Below are 18,850 nucleotides of genomic sequence, written 5' to 3'. Positions count from 1 at the left end.
CCTTAGTACGCATCAGCGTTGTCGATGTTGAAATTGTAGAGCGTGCGGCCCGAGCCGTAGCGCTTGAACTCCTGCGGCTTGACATCGGAAATGCCCGCCCTCTCCAGCAGCTCAGCGAGCTTTTCGATATGTTCGGGGCGCATTTCCTTTTGGATGCAGTCCGCGCCGAGGCTCTTCACCTCGCCGCGCACGAACAGCTTGGCCTCGTAAAGAGAATCCCCAAGCGCATCGCCGGCATTGCCAAGCACCACCAGATGACCCGACTGGCCCATGAAGGCCGACATATGGCCGATATTGCCTTGAACGACGATATCGATGCCCTTCATCGAAATGCCGCAGCGCGAGGCGGCGTTGCCCTTGATGACCAGAAGCCCGCCGCGACCTGTCGCCCCGGCATACTGGCTGGCATCTCCCTCGATGACAACCGTTCCCGACATCATGTTTTCCGCGACACCAGGCCCGGCCGAACCATGGACGGTCACGGCGCCGCCGTCGTTCATCCCTGCGCAATAATAGCCGACGCTGCCGCGCACTTCGACGGTGACCGGCTGATCGATACCGACGGCAACCGAATGGCTGCCGCGCGGATTGACGACCTCGAAATTCATATCATTGGCGCCGGGGGCAATGGTGTGAAGTGCGCTGTTCAGTTCGCGCAGCGACGTTATGGCAAGGTCGAATACGCGCATTGCTTCCAGACTTTCTCGTTTGACGCTGACATCCACGGTTAGGCCGCCTTCTCATGATCCCAGAAATAGACGGTGGCCGGCTCCGGCTCCCAGACGCGGGCATTTTCGATGCCCGGCAGGTTGACGAGCGCGCGGTATTCGGAACCGAAGGCGATGTACTGATCGGTTTCGGCCATCACGGCCGGCTTGCAGGCGATCGGATCGCGCACCACGCCGAAGCCCGACTTGGTGCCGACGACGAAAGTGAAGAAGCCGTCGAGATCATCGAGCGCGCTGGTCAGCGCCTGCCCCAGATCTTTGCCCTTTTCCATCTCGGCCGTCAGATAGGCGGCGGCGACTTCGCTGTCGTTCTGCGTCTCGAAGGTCATGCCTTCGCGCACCAGTTCGCGGCGCAGGTTGTTGTGGTTGGAGAGCGAGCCGTTATGCACCAGGCACTGGTCGGCACCGGTTGAGAACGGATGGGCGCCAAGCGTGGTGACGGCCGATTCCGTTGCCATGCGGGTATGGCCGATGCCATGCGTGCCAGCCATCTGGCGAATGCCGAAACGGGAGACGACGTCCTTCGGCAGCCCTACTTCCTTATAGATCTCGACGCTGTCGCCCGCGCCCATGACACGAATTTCCGGCCGCTCCTGGGCCAGCAGATCGCGCACCGCCGAAGCCTTGTCCGCGTTGGCTTCGATGACCGCATGGGTGCTTTTCAGCTCCACGGCGACGCTTGAATCGGCCGACTTCAACAGCGCTTCAAGGCCGGCAAAATCCTGCTTCGGATCAGCCGATTGAACGGTGATTTTCGCGCGGCCATCCGAGGGCGCGCTGTAAATGGCGATGCCGGCGCTATCCGGCCCGCGATCGGTCATGATGACCAGCATATCGGACAGCATGGCACCCAATTGCGGCTCCAGACTCCTGTCCTTCAAAAACAATCCGACAATTCCGCACATGGGGACAATCCTTCGTTTCGTTGATGAAAGATGGATAGCAGGTGCATTTTTGGATTTCAACTATGAAGAAAGTTATTTTCTTTTTAGGCAATGTGAAGAGTGGATAAATGGCCGACGGCAGGTAGCCTAACTCGTCCGTCAACAGAACAAGTCTGTTCTGAGAGTGAAATTTTCTCATCTGGAAAGAATGTTGGTTAAGGACGCTCGAAACTGCCGGGCTGACGGTGCGCTCGCGGTGACTCCCCGAATGCCGCACGGTAGCTCCGCGCAAAATGTCCACCGCTGGAAAATCCAGTGGCGAATGCAATTTCAGAGATGGAAAGCGGGCTTTGCTGCAACAGCCGCCGGGCATGATCAAGCCTCAGTTTCCGATATTCGAGAAGGAAGGATGAGCCCATCTGGCTGGAAAAAAGACGATCCAGGTGACGTGGCGAAAGACCGGCCAGTTTGGCCATGGCCTGCCGATCGAGCGGCGCTTCGATCGTCGCCTCCATCTTCTCGAGCACCATCAGCAAGCCCGGATGATTGACCCCGTAACGCTCCGCCAGCGACGCCCGCTGGGGCGCACCGGAGCTTTCCACCTGGGTATGAAGATACCAGTCGCTGACCCGACGGGCGAAATCCGAGCCCATACGTTCCGAGATCAGCGCGTGCATCATGTCGAGCGGGGCCACGCCGCCGCCGCAGGTGATGCGGTTGCCATCGAGAACATAGCGCGCCTGACGGGGAGCAAGACCGGGAAAGGCCTCCACCAAGGCCGACGCATGCTCCCAGTGGATGGTGAAGTCGCGATCCTCCAGCAGTCCCGCCGCTGCCATCAGATAAGGACCGCCGGAAATGCCGCCGATGCGCACGCCGTCGCGGGCAAGCTGGCGCAGGCAGGCCAGCACAGCCGGAACATTCCAGTCGACCGGCGTGCCGCCGGCGCAGACGAAGACGGTATGGAAACCGGAGCCACGGCCCGGCAGCGGCGCGGCGGGGACGGGAATGCCGGAAGACGTCATCCCGGCATTTCCTTCAACGACATGCGCTGAAAGCGCATAAATATCCCGGCCCGCAAGAAGATTGGCTGCGCGCAGCGGCTCAACTGCCGAGGCATAAGACATCAGCGCAAATCCCGGGATGAGGATAAACCCGATCTTCTGGACGTTTTTCAGGTCATCTGACGCCATGTCTGAATAATGGCTGTAAATGTCTCTTTTCTGCAAGTGTCGAAATGCAATCCTGTCATGATCGGCGCGGTTCACCGGGATTCCATTGCCATGCGCTACTCTGCCTTTTCCGTTTTTCTGAATGCCCTGCGTGGCAACAAGGGCTGGAAGCCTGCATGGAGCAGCCCGGTTCCGAAGAACCACTATGACGTCATCATCGTCGGCGGCGGCGGGCATGGTCTGGCCACGGCCTATTATCTCGCTAAGGAATTCGGCGTCACCAATGTGGCGGTGCTGGAAAAGGGCTATGTCGGCTCCGGCAATGTCGGCCGCAACACCACAATCATCCGCTCCAACTACCTGCTGCAGGGCAACAACCCGTTTTACGAGTTGTCGATGAAGCTCTGGGAGGGACTGGAGCAGGACTTCAACTTCAATGCCATGGTTTCGCAGCGCGGCGTACTCAACCTCTACCATTCTGACGCCCAGCGCGACGCCTACACGCGGCGCGGCAATGCCATGCGTCTGCACGGCGTTGATGCCGACTTGCTCGACCGTAACGCCGTGCGACAGCTGCTGCCCTTCCTCGATTTCGACAATGCCCGCTTCCCGATCCAGGGCGCGCTGATGCAGAGGCGCGGCGGCACCGTGCGCCATGATGCCGTTGCCTGGGGCTATGCGCGCGGCGCCGACAGCCGCGGCGTCGATATCATCCAGAATTGCGAGGTCACCGGCATCCGACGCGAAAACGGCCGCGTCGTCGGTGTCGAGACAACCCAGGGCTTTATCGGTTGCGGCAAGCTGGCACTGGCGGCGGCCGGCAATTCCACCACCGTTGCCGACATGGTCGACCTGAAACTGCCGATCGAAAGCCATGTGCTGCAGGCTTTCGTCTCGGAAGGACTGAAACCATTTATCGACAATGTCGTCACCTTTGGTGCCGGGCACTTTTACGTCTCGCAGTCGGACAAGGGCGGCCTCGTCTTCGGCGGCGATATCGATGGCTACAATTCCTATGCCCAACGCGGCAATCTGGCGACGGTCGAGCATGTCGCCGAGGCCGGCGTCGCGATGATCCCTGCGCTTTCGCGTGTTCGGGTGCTGCGCGCCTGGGGCGGGGTGATGGACATGAGCATGGATGGCTCGCCGATCATCGACCGCACAGCTATCGACAATCTCTACCTGAACGCCGGCTGGTGTTACGGCGGCTTCAAGGCCACGCCCGCTTCCGGCTTCTGCTACGCCCACCTGATCGCCAAAAACGAACCGCATGAGACCGGTCGCGCCTTCCGGCTCGACCGCTTCGCGCGCGGCCGGATGATCGATGAAAAGGGCGTCGGCTCGCAACCCAATCTGCATTGAGGAGATGGCATGAAAGAGGCCGCGCCCGCTGAGAGAACGGATCACCGAGATGCAGTTGATGATCGAGGGACAGTCCCACTTCCAGCCTTTCGGCTTATCCTATTGGGGTTTTGCAAATCTCAACAAGGGAGTTGGAAGCATGACTGCCTCTTATGATTACCATATCGGCGTCGACTACCACAAATCCTATAGCCACCTGGTGGTGCAGGACAGCAATGGCAAGACGCTGAGATCCGGCCGGGTGAAGAACGAGCGACAGTCGCTGGGCGGGTTTCTGGAGCGCTACCGCGAGAACTCGCATGCGGTTGTCGAAGCGACGCGCGACTGGATGGTGATGTACGACTGGCTCGACGACATTTGTGATGATGTCGTCCTCGCCCATCCCTGGAAGGTCAAGGCGATCGCCGACGCCAAGATCAAGACCGACAAGATCGACGCGACGGTGCTGGCGCATCTGCTCAGAGCCGACCTGGTACCGGAGGCCTGGGCGCCCGGCGAACGCGCAAGAGAGCTGCGCGTCGCCCTGCGCGAGCGGATGTTTTACGTCCGGCTGCGCACGATGACGAAGAACCGCATTGTGACGGTGTTTGATCGCTATCCGGAGCAGACGGCACTGCTAAAGAAGCTCGGCGATCTGTTCGGCAAGGCCGGCCGCATCCAGCTGGCGCAGGTGAAAGTCTCAGAGATCGACCGCATCCAGATCGACCGTGGCCTCGACTTCATCGGCGACATCGATGTGCGCATCAAGCAGTCGGAGGCGACGATCCGGACGATGACCAAGGCCAATACCAACGTGAAGCTGCTGAAGACCATCCCTGGCATTGGCGAGTTCTTTGCAAGGCTGATCGACGCGGAGATCGACGATATAGCGCGCTTCCGCAATCCGAAGAAGCTTGCCGCCTATGCCGGACTGGTGCCCTCGACCTATTCTTCCGGCGGCAAGACCTTCCACGGCAAGATCATCAAGCAGGGCAACAAGTGGCTGCGCTGGGCCTTTGTTGAAGCCGTCACCCCTGCCATCGCCAGCGATCCGCAGCTTCGAGCCCAGTATGAACACTTGAAGATCAGAGGAGTGAACAAGGCGCGTGTTGCGATCGCGCGCAAGCTTTTGACGATCGCCTTCCGGATCCTGCGGGACCAGCGCGCTTACGAGCTGCGCGGCGAAAGCACCATGGAAGGCGCGTCGACGATATCCCAGGTTGTCGTGATTGGTTTCTAGCGAGCCCGGCAGGACTGGGCTGCGCCTCTTGAGGAGAATGGGAAACCGGGAGCCGAACGCCACCCTGTGACCGAAGCCAGAAGCGGCATCAGGGTCACGCATTGGAGAATGGTTCGAGAGCCGCAGGACGGAAACATTCTGTCCCGCGGAACGGAAGACTTTGCCGAGCGGCACAAATGCCGGTCAAAACATAACCGAACCCAAGGAAAGCCGCTAATTGAAGGCGTTTTGCCCCTTGTGTTCTTTCATAGGAGTTTACATGGCCAGCCTGATCGCCTGCCCCCATTGTGGGCCGCGCCCCAAGGAAGAATTCACCGTGCGCGGCGACGCCGGCATAACCCGCCCGGCACCCAATGCCGGTGAGGACACCTGGTACGCATACGTCTACCTGCGCGACAATCCGCGCGGACGTCACAAGGAACATTGGCACCACACATCCGGCTGCCGCCGCTGGCTGGTGGTCGAGCGCGATACGACGACCCACGCGATCTATGCGGTATCGGATGCCAGCGCCCGCGGAGAGACCGCATGAGTTCCCATCGTCTTTCCAAGGGCGGTCGCATCGAGCGCGCCAAGCCGCTCGATTTCACCTTCGACGGCAAGCCGATGCAGGGTTTTTTCGGTGACACGCTGGCTTCGGCGCTTCTCGCAAACGGCCGCCAGCTTGTCGGCCGCAGCTTCAAATATCATCGCCCGCGCGGTATCCTGACCGCCGGTGCCGCCGAACCCAATGCACTCGTCACGATCGGCGAGGGCGGACGCACCGAAGCCAATACCCGCGCCACACTGGTCGAGCTCTACAGTGGCCTCAAAGCAAAAAGCCAGAACCGCTGGCCCTCGGTCGATTTCGACCTCGGTGCCATCAACAGCCTGCTCTCGCCCTTCCTCGGCGCCGGCTTCTACTACAAGACCTTCATGTGGCCGGCGACCTTCTGGGAAAAGGTCTACGAGCCGATCATCCGCAAGGCGGCAGGCCTTGGCCGCTCAACCTATGAGCCTGATCCGGACGCCTACGAAAAATGCTGGGCGCATTGCGATCTTCTGGTCATTGGCGCGGGCCCCACAGGTCTCGCTGCCGCCCTGACCGCAGGCCGCGCCGGTGCCCGCGTCGTCCTCGCCGACGACGGTTTTGAACTCGGCGGCTCGCTGCTATCAGAAACGGCGCCGGTCGTCGGCAAATCTGCAAGCGATCTGCTGGCTCAAACGCTGGCTGAACTGGCAGATATGCCGAACGTCCGTCTTTTCTCCCGGACGACTGTGTTCGGCTGGTACGACGGCAATGTCTTTGGCGCTGTCGAAAGCGTACAGAAGAACACCGCCACGGTGAACCCGAACCGGCCGGTAGAGCGCATCTGGCGCATCGCCGCCAAACAGGTGATCCTCGCCTCCGGCGCAGAAGAGCGGCCGCTGGTTTTCGGCGGCAACGACATCCCCGGCGTGATGATGGCAGGGGCGATGCGCTCCTATCTCAACCGACAGGCTATCGCGCCCGGAAAAAGCACGGTCATATTCACCAACGATGCCTCCGGTTACGCGACCGCCGCCGATCTGGAAGCGGCCGGCCTTGAGGTCGCGGCCATCGTCGACAGCCGCCCGGATGCCCCGCGCACATGGTCCGGCAAGGCACGCATCCTCCCGGGCGCCGTGGTTGTCGACGCCAAGGGCGGCAAGAGCGTCAAGGGTGTGACCGTCCTCAACAATGGCCGCCCCGAAACGATCTCCGCAGACGCGCTCGGCATGTCCGGTGGCTGGAGCCCGATCATTCATCTCGCCTGCCATCGCGGCGCAAAGCCGGTCTGGTCGGATGCCAAGGCTGCTTTCCTCGCTCCGGAAACGCAAGAGGGACTGACCGCCGCTGGTGCCGCTGCCGGCATTGGCAGCGTCGAAGCTTGCCTTGCAGACGGTGCCGGCAAAGCCACGTCGGCCCTGCAGGCGCTCGACTTCTCGAATGCAACAGCCGCTTTCGCCGCAAAGGCCGACACGACAACCGTCTCAAAGCCGCTCTGGCGCGTCCACGGATCGAAGGGCAAGGCCTTCGTCGACTATCAGAACGACGTCCACCTCAAGGACCTCGGCCTCGCGGTCAGCGAGGGCTATGGCCATGTCGAGCTTGCCAAACGCTATACCACCAACGGCATGGCAACCGATCAGGGCAAGCTGTCGAACGTCAACGCCATCGGCATTCTTGCCGAAGCGCGAAAGGTCTCGCCAGCCGATGTCGGCACAACGACGTTCCGCCCGTTCTACACGCCGCTTTCTTTCGGTGCGCTGACCGGCGCTTCCAAGGGCAAGCACTTCCAGCCGGTGCGCAAGTCGCCGCTGCATGAGTGGGCCAAGAAGAACGGTGCGGTCTTCGTCGAAACGGGCCTTTGGTACCGCTCCTCCTGGTTCCCGAAGGTGGGCGAAACGACCTGGCGTGAAAGCGTCGATCGCGAAGTGCTGAATGTCCGCGAGAATGCCGGTATCTGCGACGTCTCCACTCTCGGCAAGATCGAGATTTTCGGCAAGGACGCCGCCGAATTCCTCAACCGGATCTATTGCAACGCCTTCTTGAAGCTACCGGTCGGCAAGGCGCGCTACGGCCTGATGCTGCGTGAAGACGGGATGATCTACGATGACGGCACCACGAGCCGCCTTGGCGAAACTCATTTCTTCATGACGACGACCACCGCCTATGCGGCAGGCGTCATGAACCATCTGGAATTCTGCGCCCAGGCGCTATGGCCCGATCTCGACGTGCAGTTCGCCTCCTCGACCGATCAATTTGCACAGATTGCCGTTGCCGGACCGAAATCCCGCATGATCCTTCAGACGCTGGTGGATGAGGACATTTCCGACGCGGCCTTCCCATTCCTTGGGGCAAAGGAAGTGTCGCTCTGCGGCGGTAAGCTCACCGGACGGCTGTTCCGCATCTCGTTTTCCGGCGAGTTGGCCTACGAACTGGCGGTTCCTGCCGGCTACGGCGAAGCGATCGCCGATGCGATCATGGAGGCCGGCAAGCCGCACGGAATCTGCCCTTACGGTGTCGAGGCGCTGGGCGTCATGCGCATCGAGAAAGGCCATGTCACCCATTCCGAGATCAACGGCACGGTCATCCCGTCGGACCTCGGCTTCGCCAAAATGGTCTCCACGGCCAAGCCGGACTTCATCGGCAAGGCGATGCTCTCACGGGAAGGTTTGACGGCAGATGATCGGCTTTCACTCGTCGGCGTCAGACCGCTCGATCCAGCGACGACGTTCAAGACAGGCTCGCATATCCTCTCGGATGGTGCCGTACCCTCGCTCGAAAGCGACCAGGGCTACGTCTCCTCCAGCTGCTATTCGCCTAACCTTGGCTCGACCATCGGTCTGGCCCTGGTCAAACACGGCCCGAAGCGCCACGGCGAGCATGTCACCGTCTGGAACGACCTGAAAAACGAATACACCAAGGCCGTGCTCTGCAGCCCGGTTTTCTTCGATCCGGAAAACGGAAAGCTCCATGGTTGATTTTTCGCACCTTCACCGTCCTGCCCTTGCGGACGCCAAGTCCGGTTCGTTCGGCGCATCTTCAACCGGTAAGCGGATCAGGCTTACGGCTCTGCCGGAAGGTCACGTACTGCAGGTTCTCGCAGCGCGTGGAAGCGGCGAGCTGCAGAGCCTGATCCCAAGGATCGGCGATGGTACCCCTCATTCGGTACGTCCCTATGGCCCGGGACAATGGTTCGTCGTCGGCGATGCGCCTCTTTCCGCCACTGAAATTTTCGGCAGGACGCCGCTTCTGGACGGCAGGGCCTGGCTTTCCGATCAAGGCCATGGCCGCATCCGGATCGGCATCAGCGGACCGGCTGTCGAGACCGTCCTTGCCAAGGGCACGGCCGTCGACCTAGACAGCGCCAACTTCCCCGTCGGCCGATCCGCCATAACGCTGATCGGCCATATCTCGGCGCTGATCACGCGAACGGGCATGGAAAGTTTCGAGCTTCTGGTGTTGCGCGGCTTTGCCGAAAGCCTCTGGGACGAACTCATCCAGATGAGTCTCGAGTTCGGCGTGGACGCAAAAACGATGCGTTAGACCAGCTGTCTGGTCCGCAAAGCAAAATCAATTGGTTTGGCTCCGCCTCTGCGGGTAGCTGATGATTGCCAAGTAGCGAGCCGGCAGTTGAACCAGTTCTTGCGGTCCGTGAGGCGAATCGGCATCGAAAAACAGGCTGTCACCCGGCTGCATGGTGTAGAGCTGATCGCCGTGGCGGTAAACCACTTCGCCCTCCAGCATAAAGAGGAACTCCATACCTTCATGCTGGAACGTCGGGAAGACATCGGATTCGGCCGTCAGCGTTATGAGATAAGGTTCGACAGTGACGCCACTGGTATTGTTGGCGATGTGACCGAGCAGGCTGTACTGATGCCCCGCGCGCGTACCGCGCCGCTCGATGTTCACACCTTCGCCGGCTTTGACGAATATCGCATTGTGGGGCTCCTCAAACCGGCGAAAGACGGCCGTGAGCGGCACACCGAGCGCTCTGGTCAGTGCCTGCAGCGTGGTCAGCGACGGTGAAATGTTGCCGTTCTCGATCTTCGACAGCATGCCCACCGAAATACCGGTCGCTGCTGCGAGGTCGGTGACGGTGATGCCGAGCGCTTTGCGATAGGTTCTGACCTCGTGCCCTATGGCCATTTCCAGATTGTTTTCCCGGGGCTCGCGAATCCGGTGCGGATCCTGGGACAAAATGGTCTGCTTTTGTCCATACTTCTCGTTGTCGGTCATCGCTATCTCCTACGAGTCATGTTCTTTACAGGAAACATCTCGTTATTCGGAAGAAATTTTTCTGCTGAGTGTAATCGACGCTATGGCGAGGGCGGGTCTTGCCCTCAGGACATTACAAAGTCTCTGTGGTCACAGACCCCCGCAACCGCGCTAAGGCACGACATAAGCGCCGAAACTGCGAGCCGGTAGGATGCGTTGCGATGGATACCAAGGTTTTAAATCCGCTTCGATGGTAGGGCTGCTTGCCAGAGGCTCCCTTGGTCGCCGGAGTTTGATACGCATCCTCGGATAATGCGCCCTTAGTTCCGAGCGATCGTATCAATGCCCGACTCTATCTCCCAGGGCCAAATCGCCCACGCCTCCTGACGGCGCCTCCGGGCTTAAAAACAGGCATTTCCCCGCGAAAAAAGGAAGATCCTATGCGTTGTGCGCATAGGTGGGGTGAGGGATTGTCGCTGTTTTGAACCGATTGAAACATCTATATTCCAATCATCGAAACGACGCCGGAACCAAGCAAGGTTGCTGACGTCAGACAAGCCTCAGGAAAGGGGATCATCATGAACGTAGCACGCTCTTTCAACAACTGGCGCAAGTTCCGTCAGACCGTTACCGAACTTGGCCGCATGTCCAGCCGCGAACTGCAGGACCTCGGTATTGACCGCGCCGACATCCGCAGCGTTGCCCGCGCATCGATCGCGCGCTAACCGCACAGCATTTGGTCTTTAAGACTGCTCGACGCCCGCTGATGACGCGGGCGTTTTTGCGTTGATCGTCCGCGTCTAAGATCGGTTGGATCCTTGCTCTGTTCGTCAGCCTTTCCGACTTGTATTTTTTGCATAGCTGCAGTGCAGCATAAGGCATTGGCACGGTTTATGGTCGGTGTATGATGACAGCCATCGAAGCGATGCACCTCCTCCCGCAAAGCTTCGAGTTTCAGACGGCCCACTCCTCCTCCCAAGGGCGTCTGTAGGAACGGCGGCACTCCTCCTCCCAGTCGCTGTTCGGTTCTTTTCGAAAAGCCTGCCGCACCTCCTCCCGCGGCAGGCTTTTTCGTTTTCGGAGCCTTGGTTCCCGCACTAGGTTGCGATCGAGTTGTCGCTGTTCCTGCGTCGCGTCGCGGGCTGAGGTTGTTTTGCAAATTCTAGAGCATCGCACTTGAATTGAGAATCGAGTGGGGTTTTCACGAGGGTATTGGTGTGATTCACTGCGGTTGGAGGTGAATCACATGGGTAAATCTCATTCTGTTGATCTTCGTCAGCGTGTTGTTTCCATGGTCGCTAGCGGCCAATCACGGCGAGCCGCTGCCCGTCATTTCGCAATCAGCGACAGCAGTGCGATCAAGCTGCTGCAACGCCGGGAGCGGACTGGGCTGATAACCCCCGCGCGTCAAGGAAGGCCACCAGGTGCAGGGAAACTGTCGGCGTTTCGCGATTTCCTGGTCGCACAGGTCGAAGGCAAACCGGATATCACCATGCCAGAGCTTGCCCGTCGCCTTGAGGATGAACATGGATTGGTTATTCCACCATCGTCCCTGTCGCGGTTTTTGATAACGCAGGGATACACATATAAAAAAACAGATAATGGCGTCGGAACGCGCTCGCGCTGATATCCGAAAGGATCGTGATGTCTGGATTTCGAAACGCCAACCCCGGATGCGATTTGAACCGCATCGACTTGTTTTCTTGGACGAAACCTCGGTGAACACAAAGATGGTGAGACTGCGTGGGCGCTCCCCGCGCGGCGAGCGTCTCATCACGGATGCGCCCTTTGGCCACTGGGGGACACAGACATTCATTGCAGGCTTGCGCTGTTTCGGTCTTACTGCGCCCTGGATTATTGACAGGCCGATGAACCGGGAAATCTTCGACACCTACATCGAGACCCAGCTTGCGCCGACACTCGAACCAGGCAATGTCGTCATCCTGGATAATCTTCGCGTTCACAAGAGCGATAAAGCCAAAGCCTGCCTCAAGGAAGTTGGTGCGTGGCTCCTGTTTCTGCCGTCTTATTCGCCAGATTTGAACCCGATCGAAATGGCCTTCGCCAAAATTAAGGCCCATCTCCGAGCCGCCGCCGCTCGCACGTTTGACGCACTCTCAAATGCGCTCGGATCCATCTGCAACCTCTTCAACAGCCAAGAATGTCGAAACTATTTTACAGCCGCAGGCTATGGGTTCGATTAAAGGTACGGCGCTCTAGCATACGCGCGCGATACGCGTTCGCCCGTTTTCAGAGCGTAGCAGCAAGGATACGAACTGCTTGGCAAGCGATGGGGCTGGGTTACAGGTGTAACGCGCTTGCCGTTTGCGCGTCATGTAAAGCATCTCGATGCTCGCTAGCATAGCAGTCGCACTGGCGAAGGACTTGAAGCCGAGCGTTGACCTGAAACGCCGCTCGGTCCGCCGGTGATCCTGTTCCGATGCGGTTATTCAGATATCGGCTCGGCCGGATGCGGATCGGCTTCAGCCTGCGCCGCGTGCGATCCCGTAGGCGACTTGTCGTATCGCAGGAAGCAACGGCTTCCCTGCTGGTTTGGCTGCCATCGATGACGACTCGCTCTGGTCGGCCACGGCGGCTGAACGCCTTGCCAACGAAGCGTTTGACAGCCGACAGGTCCCCATGTTCGCTGAACCTGAACTCGACGGTGTCGATGGCGCGATAGAGATCTCCATTGGCCCCGAACCTTGATGTAAGTCGGCATGCCAGTTCCGAGTAACGGCACGCTTGCGCTGGTTGAAGCGCTCTGTCAGCAAGGGAGAGAAATGGATGAACCAGCGATGGATCGTTGAGTGGCCGACAAGGATGCCGCGTTCGGCCATCATTTCCTTCAGATCCCATAAAAAGGTAACAGACACGTTTGCACCGGAACCAACGCGTTGGATCCCCCCGCGCCTCAGGAAAGATTTCTAAGGTATATGGCAAGCAATTGCGTCTGTGATGATATTCCGAGCTTTCGGTAGACGTTGCGGCGATGGACCTTGACGGTGCCGGTCGAGATGGCGAGCCTCAGGCCGATCGCCTCGGAAGAGTGTCCTTGTAGGACAAGGTCGACAATCGCGGTCTCGCGGCTGGTGAGATTAAGATCGCGCCACACGGCTTCGGCGGGCTGCAGGGACCCTTCACCAGCTTTGCGCCTGCGGCCACCGCCACCTCGTGAATGCAGTTGCGCATCGAAGCGGGATCCAAGCCCTGCCCAGTAATGCCGGACCATGCTTGCGATCAGCGGTTCCGCTTTCTTCAAGAGAGCGAAGTCCGAAGACGGGAAGGGTCCGGTCTTTTCCCGGCGCATCAGCGAGAGAACAATAGTGATGTCGTCATCGGCAGTGACAAAGAAGCCGATTTCCTCCGCCAGCCCCGTCTGGACGTAGTAGGTACGATAGTACTCGCTTGAAAAGAACCTGTCGGGTGCAAGTTCCCGCATGCGAAACACGCCTGCGCGGCGCTCGTGGGCAGTGTGGTAGAACGGGTCGAGCAGGTACGGTCCGGCCTGATAGAGCGTCACAAAAATGATGTGCTCCTTCGGGTCGAAGGTGCTGTAGAGATCGATCGGCCGCTCCTTACCGCGATAGGCGAAAACAACGACGTAGTCGAAGCGCACGAGCGCCGCCATCATCTGTCGAAAGGTCTCGCCGAATTCCGCATCGCTCATGGCGAGCCGGCCCACTGTGGCGTTGAAGGCCTGAAATAACGCCTCCAGGTCAGTGCTCATTGTCGCTCTCCCGATCGAATGCAAAGAAAATATGTGCTCCCCGTGTATATACCTTCCACGAAGGCCTGATGGCTAAAATACCTCTCTCGGGGTATATACCGTGAGGGAAGGGCGAGCTTGGTCTTTCCTTAACGACGGTGGCAAAAGGCAGCGCTAGACTGTCCAATCCAAACCAACCGCAGGGAACAGACGTGGCATCCGCTTCGACGAACGATATCGAATTCCGTTCGGTCACAAAGAACTATGGCGCTGTGACCGCCGTAACGGACATCAACCTCAATGTGCCGAAGGGCGCCTTTCTGGCGTTGCTCGGTCCTTCCGGCTGCGGCAAGACCACTTGCCTGCGCATGATCGGGGGCTTCGAGCAGCCAAGCGAAGGCACCGTGCTGATCGACGGGCGCGAGATGAACGGCGTCCCCGCCTACCGACGCCCGGTGAACATGGTCTTCCAGCACTATGCACTGTTTCCGCATTTCGACGTCCGGCACAACGTTGCCTATGGTCTGAAGCAGATGCGGCCCAAGCTTGGGGCGGCGGAAATCGACCGGCGCGTCACCGAGGCGCTTGAAATGGTGCGGCTCGGCGGCTTCGCCAAGCGCCGCATACACGAGATGTCCGGCGGTCAGCAGCAGCGGGTGGCGCTGGCGCGCGCGATCGTCAACCGTCCGTCGGTGCTGCTGCTCGATGAGCCGTTAGCCGCGCTCGACAAGAAGCTGCGCTCGGCCATGCAGATCGAACTACAGACATTGCAACGTGAACTCGGCATTACCTTTGTTCTGGTCACCCATGATCAGGAGGAAGCGCTCTCGATGGCAGATATCGTCTGCGTGATGAGCGCAGGGCGCATTCGCCAGCTAGGCTCACCGCAGGAGGTCTATGATCGCCCAGCCGACCTGTTCGTGGCCGATTTCGTCGGCAAGACCAATCGGGTGAAGGCAACGATGGAGGCGGACGGCACGACGCTGCGTCTTGCTGACGGCTCGGCTATCGCTGCCCGGAGCCGGGTTGTTTCGCCCGGCGAAATGATCGTCGCGATCCGCCCGGAATTTATCCGCCTGACACGGGCGCAGGCGCCCGGCTTTGCCAGCTTCAAGGGCACGGTCACCCATCGCATCTTCCTCGGTTCTTCTGCGGAATATGCGGTGACGGTTCCGCGGCTCGGCGACTTCCTGGTCACGGCCGACCGGCGCAACATGAACGAGAGCGACCTGGTCGAGCCGGGCGAGGCGGTTTTCCTCGGTTTCGATCCACTCGCAGCCCACGTCTTTCCAGCATCAAGTGCAGCATAAAATCAAAACAAGGGAACAGCATCATGAGCAAGGACGACTATAAGGATAACCTCCCCATTTCCGCCGAAGGCTTCATGGACGAGTTCATGCGCCTGAAGCGCGGCTCCGTCAGCCGCCGTCACTTCCTCGGCGTCACCGGCCTCGGTCTTGCGACCGCCGTGATGTCGCGCTTTCCCGGCGCGCTGTCGACATCGGCCTACGCCGCCGGCGAACTTGGTACGCAGATGTCGATTGCGACCTGGCCGAACTATCACGACCCGGCGACCTTCGAGAACTTCAAGGCGGCAACGGGCGTTGCCGTCGAAGTCAACGTTTTCGGGTCGAACGAGGAAATGCTGGCAAAGCTGCAGGCGGGTGCTTCCGGCTGGTCGCTGTTCGTGCCGACCAACTACACGATTTCAACCCACCAAAAGCTCGGCCTGATCGAAGAGCTGGATCTTTCAAAGATTCCGAATTTCAGCCGGTCGACTGAAAACCCGCGCTTCACCAAGGAAGGCCAGATCGACGGCAAGACCTATGCCGTGCCGAAGAACTGGGGCACGACCGGCTTTTCCGTCAATACTTCGAAGATCAAGACGAAGCTTTCGAGCTGGAAGGACTTCTTCGAGATTGTCCAGACCGAAGCCGACGGCCGCGCCATGGTGCATGATTATCAGCTGACCACAATCGGCAGCGCGCTGGTTTCGCTGGGCTACGGTTTCAATTCGATCAAGCCGGAGGAACTGGCGAAGGCAGAAGAGCTGCTGATCAAGGTGAAGCCGCATCTCTTCGCCATCAACTCCGACTATCAGCCGGGCATGCGCGCCACGGACGCGTGGATGACGATGTGCTGGACGAATGACGGCGCGCAGCTCAACCGCGACATGCCTGAGCTTGCCTACGTGCTTGGGGCAGACGGCGGCGAAATCTGGACCGACTACTACGCGATCCCGAAGGACGCTCCGAACAAGGCGGCCGGCTACGCCCTTCTCAACTACCTGATGGATCCTGCGAACGCGGCGAAGGAGCACATCGCCAACGGCGCGCCGGCCACCGACAGCCGCGTCATTTCATTGCTGCCGAAGGAGGTCACCTCGAACAAGATTGTCTATCCGGATGAAGCGTCACTGACGCCGCTGGAATTCGGCGCCGCCGTAACCCTGACCGATCCGGGTCGTGCCGAGCTGATGGCGCGGTTCAAGTCGGCGTGACCCTGCCTTCATGCAATGCCTCTCCCCGGGTACGGGAAGAGGCAAGCCGCCTCGTGGACTTCAAACAGCGAACGTTCAGAATGGCCGTGTCACCGGACACCAGAAAGCGACTGATCACTGTCGCGCTCGTCGCGCCGGCAAGCGCATGGCTGTTCGTGTTCCTGGTCTTGCCGTTCATCGCCATCGTTGTCTTCGCCTTTGGCGAGCGGGCACCGGAGGGCGGTTATCAGGCGGCATTTACCTTTGCCCAATTCGCCAATCTCGGATCACGTGCGGCGGCTTTCAAGAATACGCTGGTGCTTGCCCCGATCGGGGCCTTTGTCTGCTTGTTGGTGGCCTATCCGGTCGCCTATTATCTGGCGGTGAAGGCAAGTCCGCAGCATCGGCTATTGCTGGTGTCTCTTGTGGTGGTGCCGTTCTGGACCAGTCTGCTCGTTCGCACCTATGCCTGGATGTATATTCTCGGTGCGCGCGGCATCCCGCATCTGCTGGAGTTTGTCGGTATCGAGAACGTGCGCCTTCTGAACACGCCGGGCGCAGTTCTCCTCGGCATCGTCTATGGCTATCTGCCGCTGATGATCATGCCGATCTATGTCAGCCTGGAGAAGCTGGATCGCCGATTGCTGGAAGCCTCTGCCGACCTCGGCGCCAAGCCACTCTCGACCTTCTTCGGCATAACGCTGCCGCTGTCGCTGCCGGGTGTGATGACGGGCGTGGCGCTGGTCACCATCCTGCTGCTCGGCGAGTACCTGATCCCGCAGCTGCTGGGCGGCGGCAAGGTTTTCTTCATCGGCAACGCGCTGGTCGACCTCTTCCTGCAATCGCGCAACTGGCCGTTCGGCTCCGCGATCGCCGTCACCCTCGTTGTCGTCGTCGTTATCGTGCTTCTCGTCGCCATGCGCATTGCGTGGCGCGTCGCGGGCACCCGCCAGGTGGATCTTGTCTGATGCGTGGGCTTGTTACGGCAGTCTATCTCTTTCTCTACACGCCGATTGCGCTGGTGGTGCTGTTCTCGTTCAATGCGGGCCGCAATGCCTCGGATTTCACAGGCTTTTCCACGCAATGGTACGGCAAGGCGCTGTCCAACACCTTCCTCATGGAAGCTCTTCGCAACAGCCTCGTAATCGCGCTTACCAGCGCTGCACTCGCGGCCATCTTCGGCACCATGGCTGCGCTGGGCATGGAGCGGCTCGGCGCCAGGACGCGGGCCGTGTTCGATGGCCTGTTTGCCGCGGCAATCGTCGTTCCGGGTGTTGTGATCGGCATCGCCACGCTCGTCGCTCTCGTTGAAGTCTTCGGCTTCATCAATCCGCTGCTGGCGGCGATCTGGCCCGGCGAGCAACCGCCGAAGCTGTCACTCGGCTACGGTTCTATCACCGCCGCCCACGGACTTTTCACCATGGCGCTGGTGACGATGATCGTGAAAGCGCGTATCGCCAGCCTCGGGCGCGATATCGTCGAAGCGTCGAGTGATCTTTACGCAACGCCGCTGACGACCTTCCGCCAAATCGTGCTGCCACAAATCCTGCCGTCGATCCTGGCGGGTTTCCTGCTCGCTTTCACCTTCTCCTTCGACGATTTCATCATCGCGTTCTTCGTGGCGGGATCGAATACGACGTTGCCGATCTACGTCTTTGCCTCGATCCGCCGTGGCGTGACGCCGGAGATCAACGCCATCGCCACCATGGTGCTCATCGCATCGCTGGGACTGATCCTCATCGCGCGCTTCCTGATGCGCGAAAAAACAACAAACTGAACGGGAAACACCATGATTCTTGAAAATCGCGTCGCGATCGTCACCGGAGCCGGATCGGGCATCGGCCAGGCCGGCGCGTTGCTCATGGCCGGGGAAGGCGCGTTCGTCGTGGTGACTGATCTGAGCGCCGACAATGCCGCCGAAACCGTCGGTCGGATCCAAGCCGCCGGCGGCAAGGCCGAAAGCCTCGTTCTCGACGTCACCAACGACGCAGCACTCAAAGCCGGCATCGCCTCGGTCGCCGAACGTCACGGCCGCATCGACATCCTCCACAATCACGCCGGCGCCCAGGTGGCGGGCGATCTCGAACAGGTAGCGGTCGCCGGGTTCGACAGATCGTGGAGCCTGAATGTTCGGGCGCATTTTATGGCGGCGCGCTTCGTCATGCCGCTGATGAAGAAAGCCGGTCGCGGCGTCATCCTCAACACCTCCTCCTCATCAGGCGTGCTCTACGATCGCGAGATGATCGCCTACACGACGACGAAACATGCCGTCATTGCAATGACCCGGCAAATGGCCGGCGACTACGCCAAATACGGCGTCCGCGTCAACGCGCTCTGCCCGGGCTGGGTCGATACGCCGTTCAACGAACCGTTCATCGCCCAGATGGGCGGGCGCGGCGCGATCGAGGCCTACATCGCCGAGAAAGTGCCGCTCGGGCGCTGGGCGAACGTCTCCGAGATCGCCGAGCCCATTCTCTTCCTTGTCTCGGACCGCTCGTCCTACATCACCGGGCAAATCCTCGTCGTCGACGGCGGGGAGACCATTGTCTGAATTTGGTCAGTCTCGTTTGCGCA

The 18,850-nt window shown here is 60.0% G+C and carries 17 protein-coding genes and 1 pseudogene; 12 read left to right on the top strand and 6 right to left on the bottom strand.

The window, feature by feature from the left end; all coding sequences use genetic code 11:
* Positions 1-2: 2 nt before the first annotated feature.
* The 3 genes from WGT02_RS35055 to WGT02_RS35045 form a co-directional block, all read right to left on the bottom strand.
* The gene (locus tag WGT02_RS35055; protein WP_208245368.1) at positions 3-689 is read right to left on the bottom strand and encodes a GXGXG domain-containing protein; all 687 of its coding nucleotides are present in this window, start codon (positions 687-689) and stop codon (positions 3-5) included.
* A 38-nt stretch (positions 690-727) separates the two neighbouring features.
* Entirely contained in the window at positions 728-1,633 is a 906-nt protein-coding gene (locus WGT02_RS35050; RefSeq protein ID WP_208245369.1) for a glutamine amidotransferase family protein, read from the bottom strand.
* A gap of 194 nt (positions 1,634-1,827) precedes the next feature.
* Complete coding sequence (locus tag WGT02_RS35045) at positions 1,828-2,805, bottom strand: GlxA family transcriptional regulator (RefSeq protein WP_024315641.1); 978 nt, start codon at positions 2,803-2,805, stop codon at positions 1,828-1,830.
* 90 nt (positions 2,806-2,895) lie between these two features.
* Here WGT02_RS35045 and WGT02_RS35040 point away from each other — a divergent pair, with 90 nt between their 5' ends.
* The 5 genes from WGT02_RS35040 to WGT02_RS35020 all read left to right on the top strand — a co-directional run bounded on the left by WGT02_RS35040 (position 2,896) and on the right by WGT02_RS35020 (position 9,416).
* Positions 2,896-4,146: a sarcosine oxidase subunit beta family protein gene (locus WGT02_RS35040; protein ID WP_208245370.1), complete on the top strand. Its 1,251-nt coding sequence runs from the start codon at positions 2,896-2,898 to the stop codon at positions 4,144-4,146.
* Between the two features lie 139 nt (positions 4,147-4,285).
* Positions 4,286-5,365, top strand: coding sequence for an IS110 family transposase (locus WGT02_RS35035; protein ID WP_208245371.1), 1,080 nt, complete (start codon positions 4,286-4,288; stop codon positions 5,363-5,365).
* A 259-nt stretch (positions 5,366-5,624) separates the two neighbouring features.
* Positions 5,625-5,897 carry a sarcosine oxidase subunit delta gene (locus WGT02_RS35030; RefSeq protein WP_024319105.1) on the top strand — a complete coding sequence of 91 codons (273 nt, stop codon included), beginning with the start codon at positions 5,625-5,627 and terminating at the stop codon, positions 5,895-5,897.
* Positions 5,894-8,851 (top strand): sarcosine oxidase subunit alpha family protein, encoded by a 2,958-nt coding sequence (locus WGT02_RS35025; protein ID WP_208245373.1) that lies wholly within the window; start codon positions 5,894-5,896, stop codon positions 8,849-8,851. The genes WGT02_RS35030 and WGT02_RS35025 overlap by 4 nt, the downstream gene beginning before the upstream one ends.
* Positions 8,844-9,416, top strand: a complete 573-nt coding sequence (locus WGT02_RS35020) for a sarcosine oxidase subunit gamma family protein (RefSeq protein ID WP_024319107.1) — start codon at positions 8,844-8,846, stop codon at positions 9,414-9,416. Before WGT02_RS35025 ends, WGT02_RS35020 begins: the two co-directional genes overlap by 8 nt.
* A gap of 27 nt (positions 9,417-9,443) precedes the next feature.
* Here WGT02_RS35020 and WGT02_RS35015 read toward each other — a convergent pair whose 3' ends face one another.
* Entirely contained in the window at positions 9,444-10,109 is a 666-nt protein-coding gene (locus WGT02_RS35015) for an XRE family transcriptional regulator (RefSeq protein ID WP_024319108.1), read from the bottom strand.
* 557 nt (positions 10,110-10,666) lie between these two features.
* Between WGT02_RS35015 and WGT02_RS35010 the strand changes: the two genes are divergently transcribed.
* Positions 10,667-10,813 (top strand): DUF1127 domain-containing protein, encoded by a 147-nt coding sequence (locus tag WGT02_RS35010; protein WP_003552150.1) that lies wholly within the window; start codon positions 10,667-10,669, stop codon positions 10,811-10,813.
* Positions 10,814-11,334: 521 nt separating this feature from the next.
* Positions 11,335-12,292, top strand: a protein-coding gene (locus WGT02_RS35005; protein ID WP_112334086.1) for an IS630 family transposase whose coding sequence is annotated in 2 segments (ribosomal slippage) — positions 11,335-11,685 and positions 11,687-12,292 — 957 coding nt in all. Because the reading frame shifts where the segments join, the coding sequence is not laid out codon by codon here.
* A gap of 12 nt (positions 12,293-12,304) precedes the next feature.
* Here the strand turns inward: WGT02_RS35005 and WGT02_RS35000 are convergent.
* A pseudogene (locus WGT02_RS35000) lies at positions 12,305-12,949 on the bottom strand (IS6 family transposase); the annotation flags it as partial.
* A gap of 53 nt (positions 12,950-13,002) precedes the next feature.
* The gene (locus WGT02_RS34995) at positions 13,003-13,818 is read right to left on the bottom strand and encodes a helix-turn-helix transcriptional regulator (protein WP_208245375.1); all 816 of its coding nucleotides are present in this window, start codon (positions 13,816-13,818) and stop codon (positions 13,003-13,005) included.
* A gap of 191 nt (positions 13,819-14,009) precedes the next feature.
* On the opposite strand from WGT02_RS34995, the gene WGT02_RS34990 reads away from it, so the two are divergent.
* From WGT02_RS34990 to WGT02_RS34970, 5 genes are all read left to right on the top strand, one after another.
* Complete coding sequence (locus WGT02_RS34990; protein ID WP_208245376.1) at positions 14,010-15,107, top strand: ABC transporter ATP-binding protein; 1,098 nt, start codon at positions 14,010-14,012, stop codon at positions 15,105-15,107.
* 23 nt (positions 15,108-15,130) lie between these two features.
* On the top strand, positions 15,131-16,297 hold the full coding sequence (locus WGT02_RS34985) for a spermidine/putrescine ABC transporter substrate-binding protein (protein WP_024318743.1): 1,167 nt from the start codon (positions 15,131-15,133) through the stop codon (positions 16,295-16,297).
* A gap of 80 nt (positions 16,298-16,377) precedes the next feature.
* Entirely contained in the window at positions 16,378-17,244 is an 867-nt protein-coding gene (locus tag WGT02_RS34980; RefSeq protein ID WP_024318742.1) for an ABC transporter permease, read from the top strand.
* The gene (locus tag WGT02_RS34975) at positions 17,244-18,053 is read left to right on the top strand and encodes an ABC transporter permease (protein ID WP_208245378.1); all 810 of its coding nucleotides are present in this window, start codon (positions 17,244-17,246) and stop codon (positions 18,051-18,053) included. Before WGT02_RS34980 ends, WGT02_RS34975 begins: the two co-directional genes overlap by 1 nt.
* 12 nt (positions 18,054-18,065) lie before the next feature.
* Positions 18,066-18,827 (top strand): SDR family NAD(P)-dependent oxidoreductase, encoded by a 762-nt coding sequence (locus WGT02_RS34970; protein WP_024318740.1) that lies wholly within the window; start codon positions 18,066-18,068, stop codon positions 18,825-18,827.
* The last annotated feature ends 23 nt before the right edge of the window (positions 18,828-18,850 follow it).

This window comes from Rhizobium sp. T1470 (genome assembly GCF_042140505.1).
Classification (GTDB): Bacteria; Pseudomonadota; Alphaproteobacteria; order Rhizobiales; family Rhizobiaceae; genus Rhizobium; species Rhizobium favelukesii.
Note: the sequence above shows the minus strand (reverse complement) of the source record. Positions and strands in the feature narration are given on the sequence as shown.

Bases quoted from the DNA above. Each gene is read 5' to 3' on its own strand.
- WGT02_RS34980 (WP_024318742.1), top strand. From the start codon at position 16,378: ATGGCCGTGTCACCGGACACCAGAAAGCGACTGATCACTGTCGCGCTC.
- WGT02_RS35015 (WP_024319108.1), bottom strand. From the start codon at position 10,109: ATGACCGACAACGAGAAGTATGGACAAAAGCAGACCATTTTGTCCCAG.
- WGT02_RS34970 (WP_024318740.1), top strand. From the start codon at position 18,066: ATGATTCTTGAAAATCGCGTCGCGATCGTCACCGGAGCCGGATCGGGC.
- WGT02_RS34995 (WP_208245375.1), bottom strand. From the start codon at position 13,818: ATGAGCACTGACCTGGAGGCGTTATTTCAGGCCTTCAACGCCACAGTG.
- WGT02_RS35050 (WP_208245369.1), bottom strand. From the start codon at position 1,633: ATGTGCGGAATTGTCGGATTGTTTTTGAAGGACAGGAGTCTGGAGCCG.
- WGT02_RS35020 (WP_024319107.1), top strand. From the start codon at position 8,844: ATGGTTGATTTTTCGCACCTTCACCGTCCTGCCCTTGCGGACGCCAAG.
- WGT02_RS34985 (WP_024318743.1), top strand. From the start codon at position 15,131: ATGAGCAAGGACGACTATAAGGATAACCTCCCCATTTCCGCCGAAGGC.
- WGT02_RS35040 (WP_208245370.1), top strand. From the start codon at position 2,896: ATGCGCTACTCTGCCTTTTCCGTTTTTCTGAATGCCCTGCGTGGCAAC.
- WGT02_RS35045 (WP_024315641.1), bottom strand. From the start codon at position 2,805: ATGGCGTCAGATGACCTGAAAAACGTCCAGAAGATCGGGTTTATCCTC.
- WGT02_RS35035 (WP_208245371.1), top strand. From the start codon at position 4,286: ATGACTGCCTCTTATGATTACCATATCGGCGTCGACTACCACAAATCC.
- WGT02_RS35010 (WP_003552150.1), top strand. From the start codon at position 10,667: ATGAACGTAGCACGCTCTTTCAACAACTGGCGCAAGTTCCGTCAGACC.
- WGT02_RS35030 (WP_024319105.1), top strand. From the start codon at position 5,625: ATGGCCAGCCTGATCGCCTGCCCCCATTGTGGGCCGCGCCCCAAGGAA.
- WGT02_RS34975 (WP_208245378.1), top strand. From the start codon at position 17,244: ATGCGTGGGCTTGTTACGGCAGTCTATCTCTTTCTCTACACGCCGATT.
- WGT02_RS35055 (WP_208245368.1), bottom strand. From the start codon at position 689: ATGCGCGTATTCGACCTTGCCATAACGTCGCTGCGCGAACTGAACAGC.
- WGT02_RS35025 (WP_208245373.1), top strand. From the start codon at position 5,894: ATGAGTTCCCATCGTCTTTCCAAGGGCGGTCGCATCGAGCGCGCCAAG.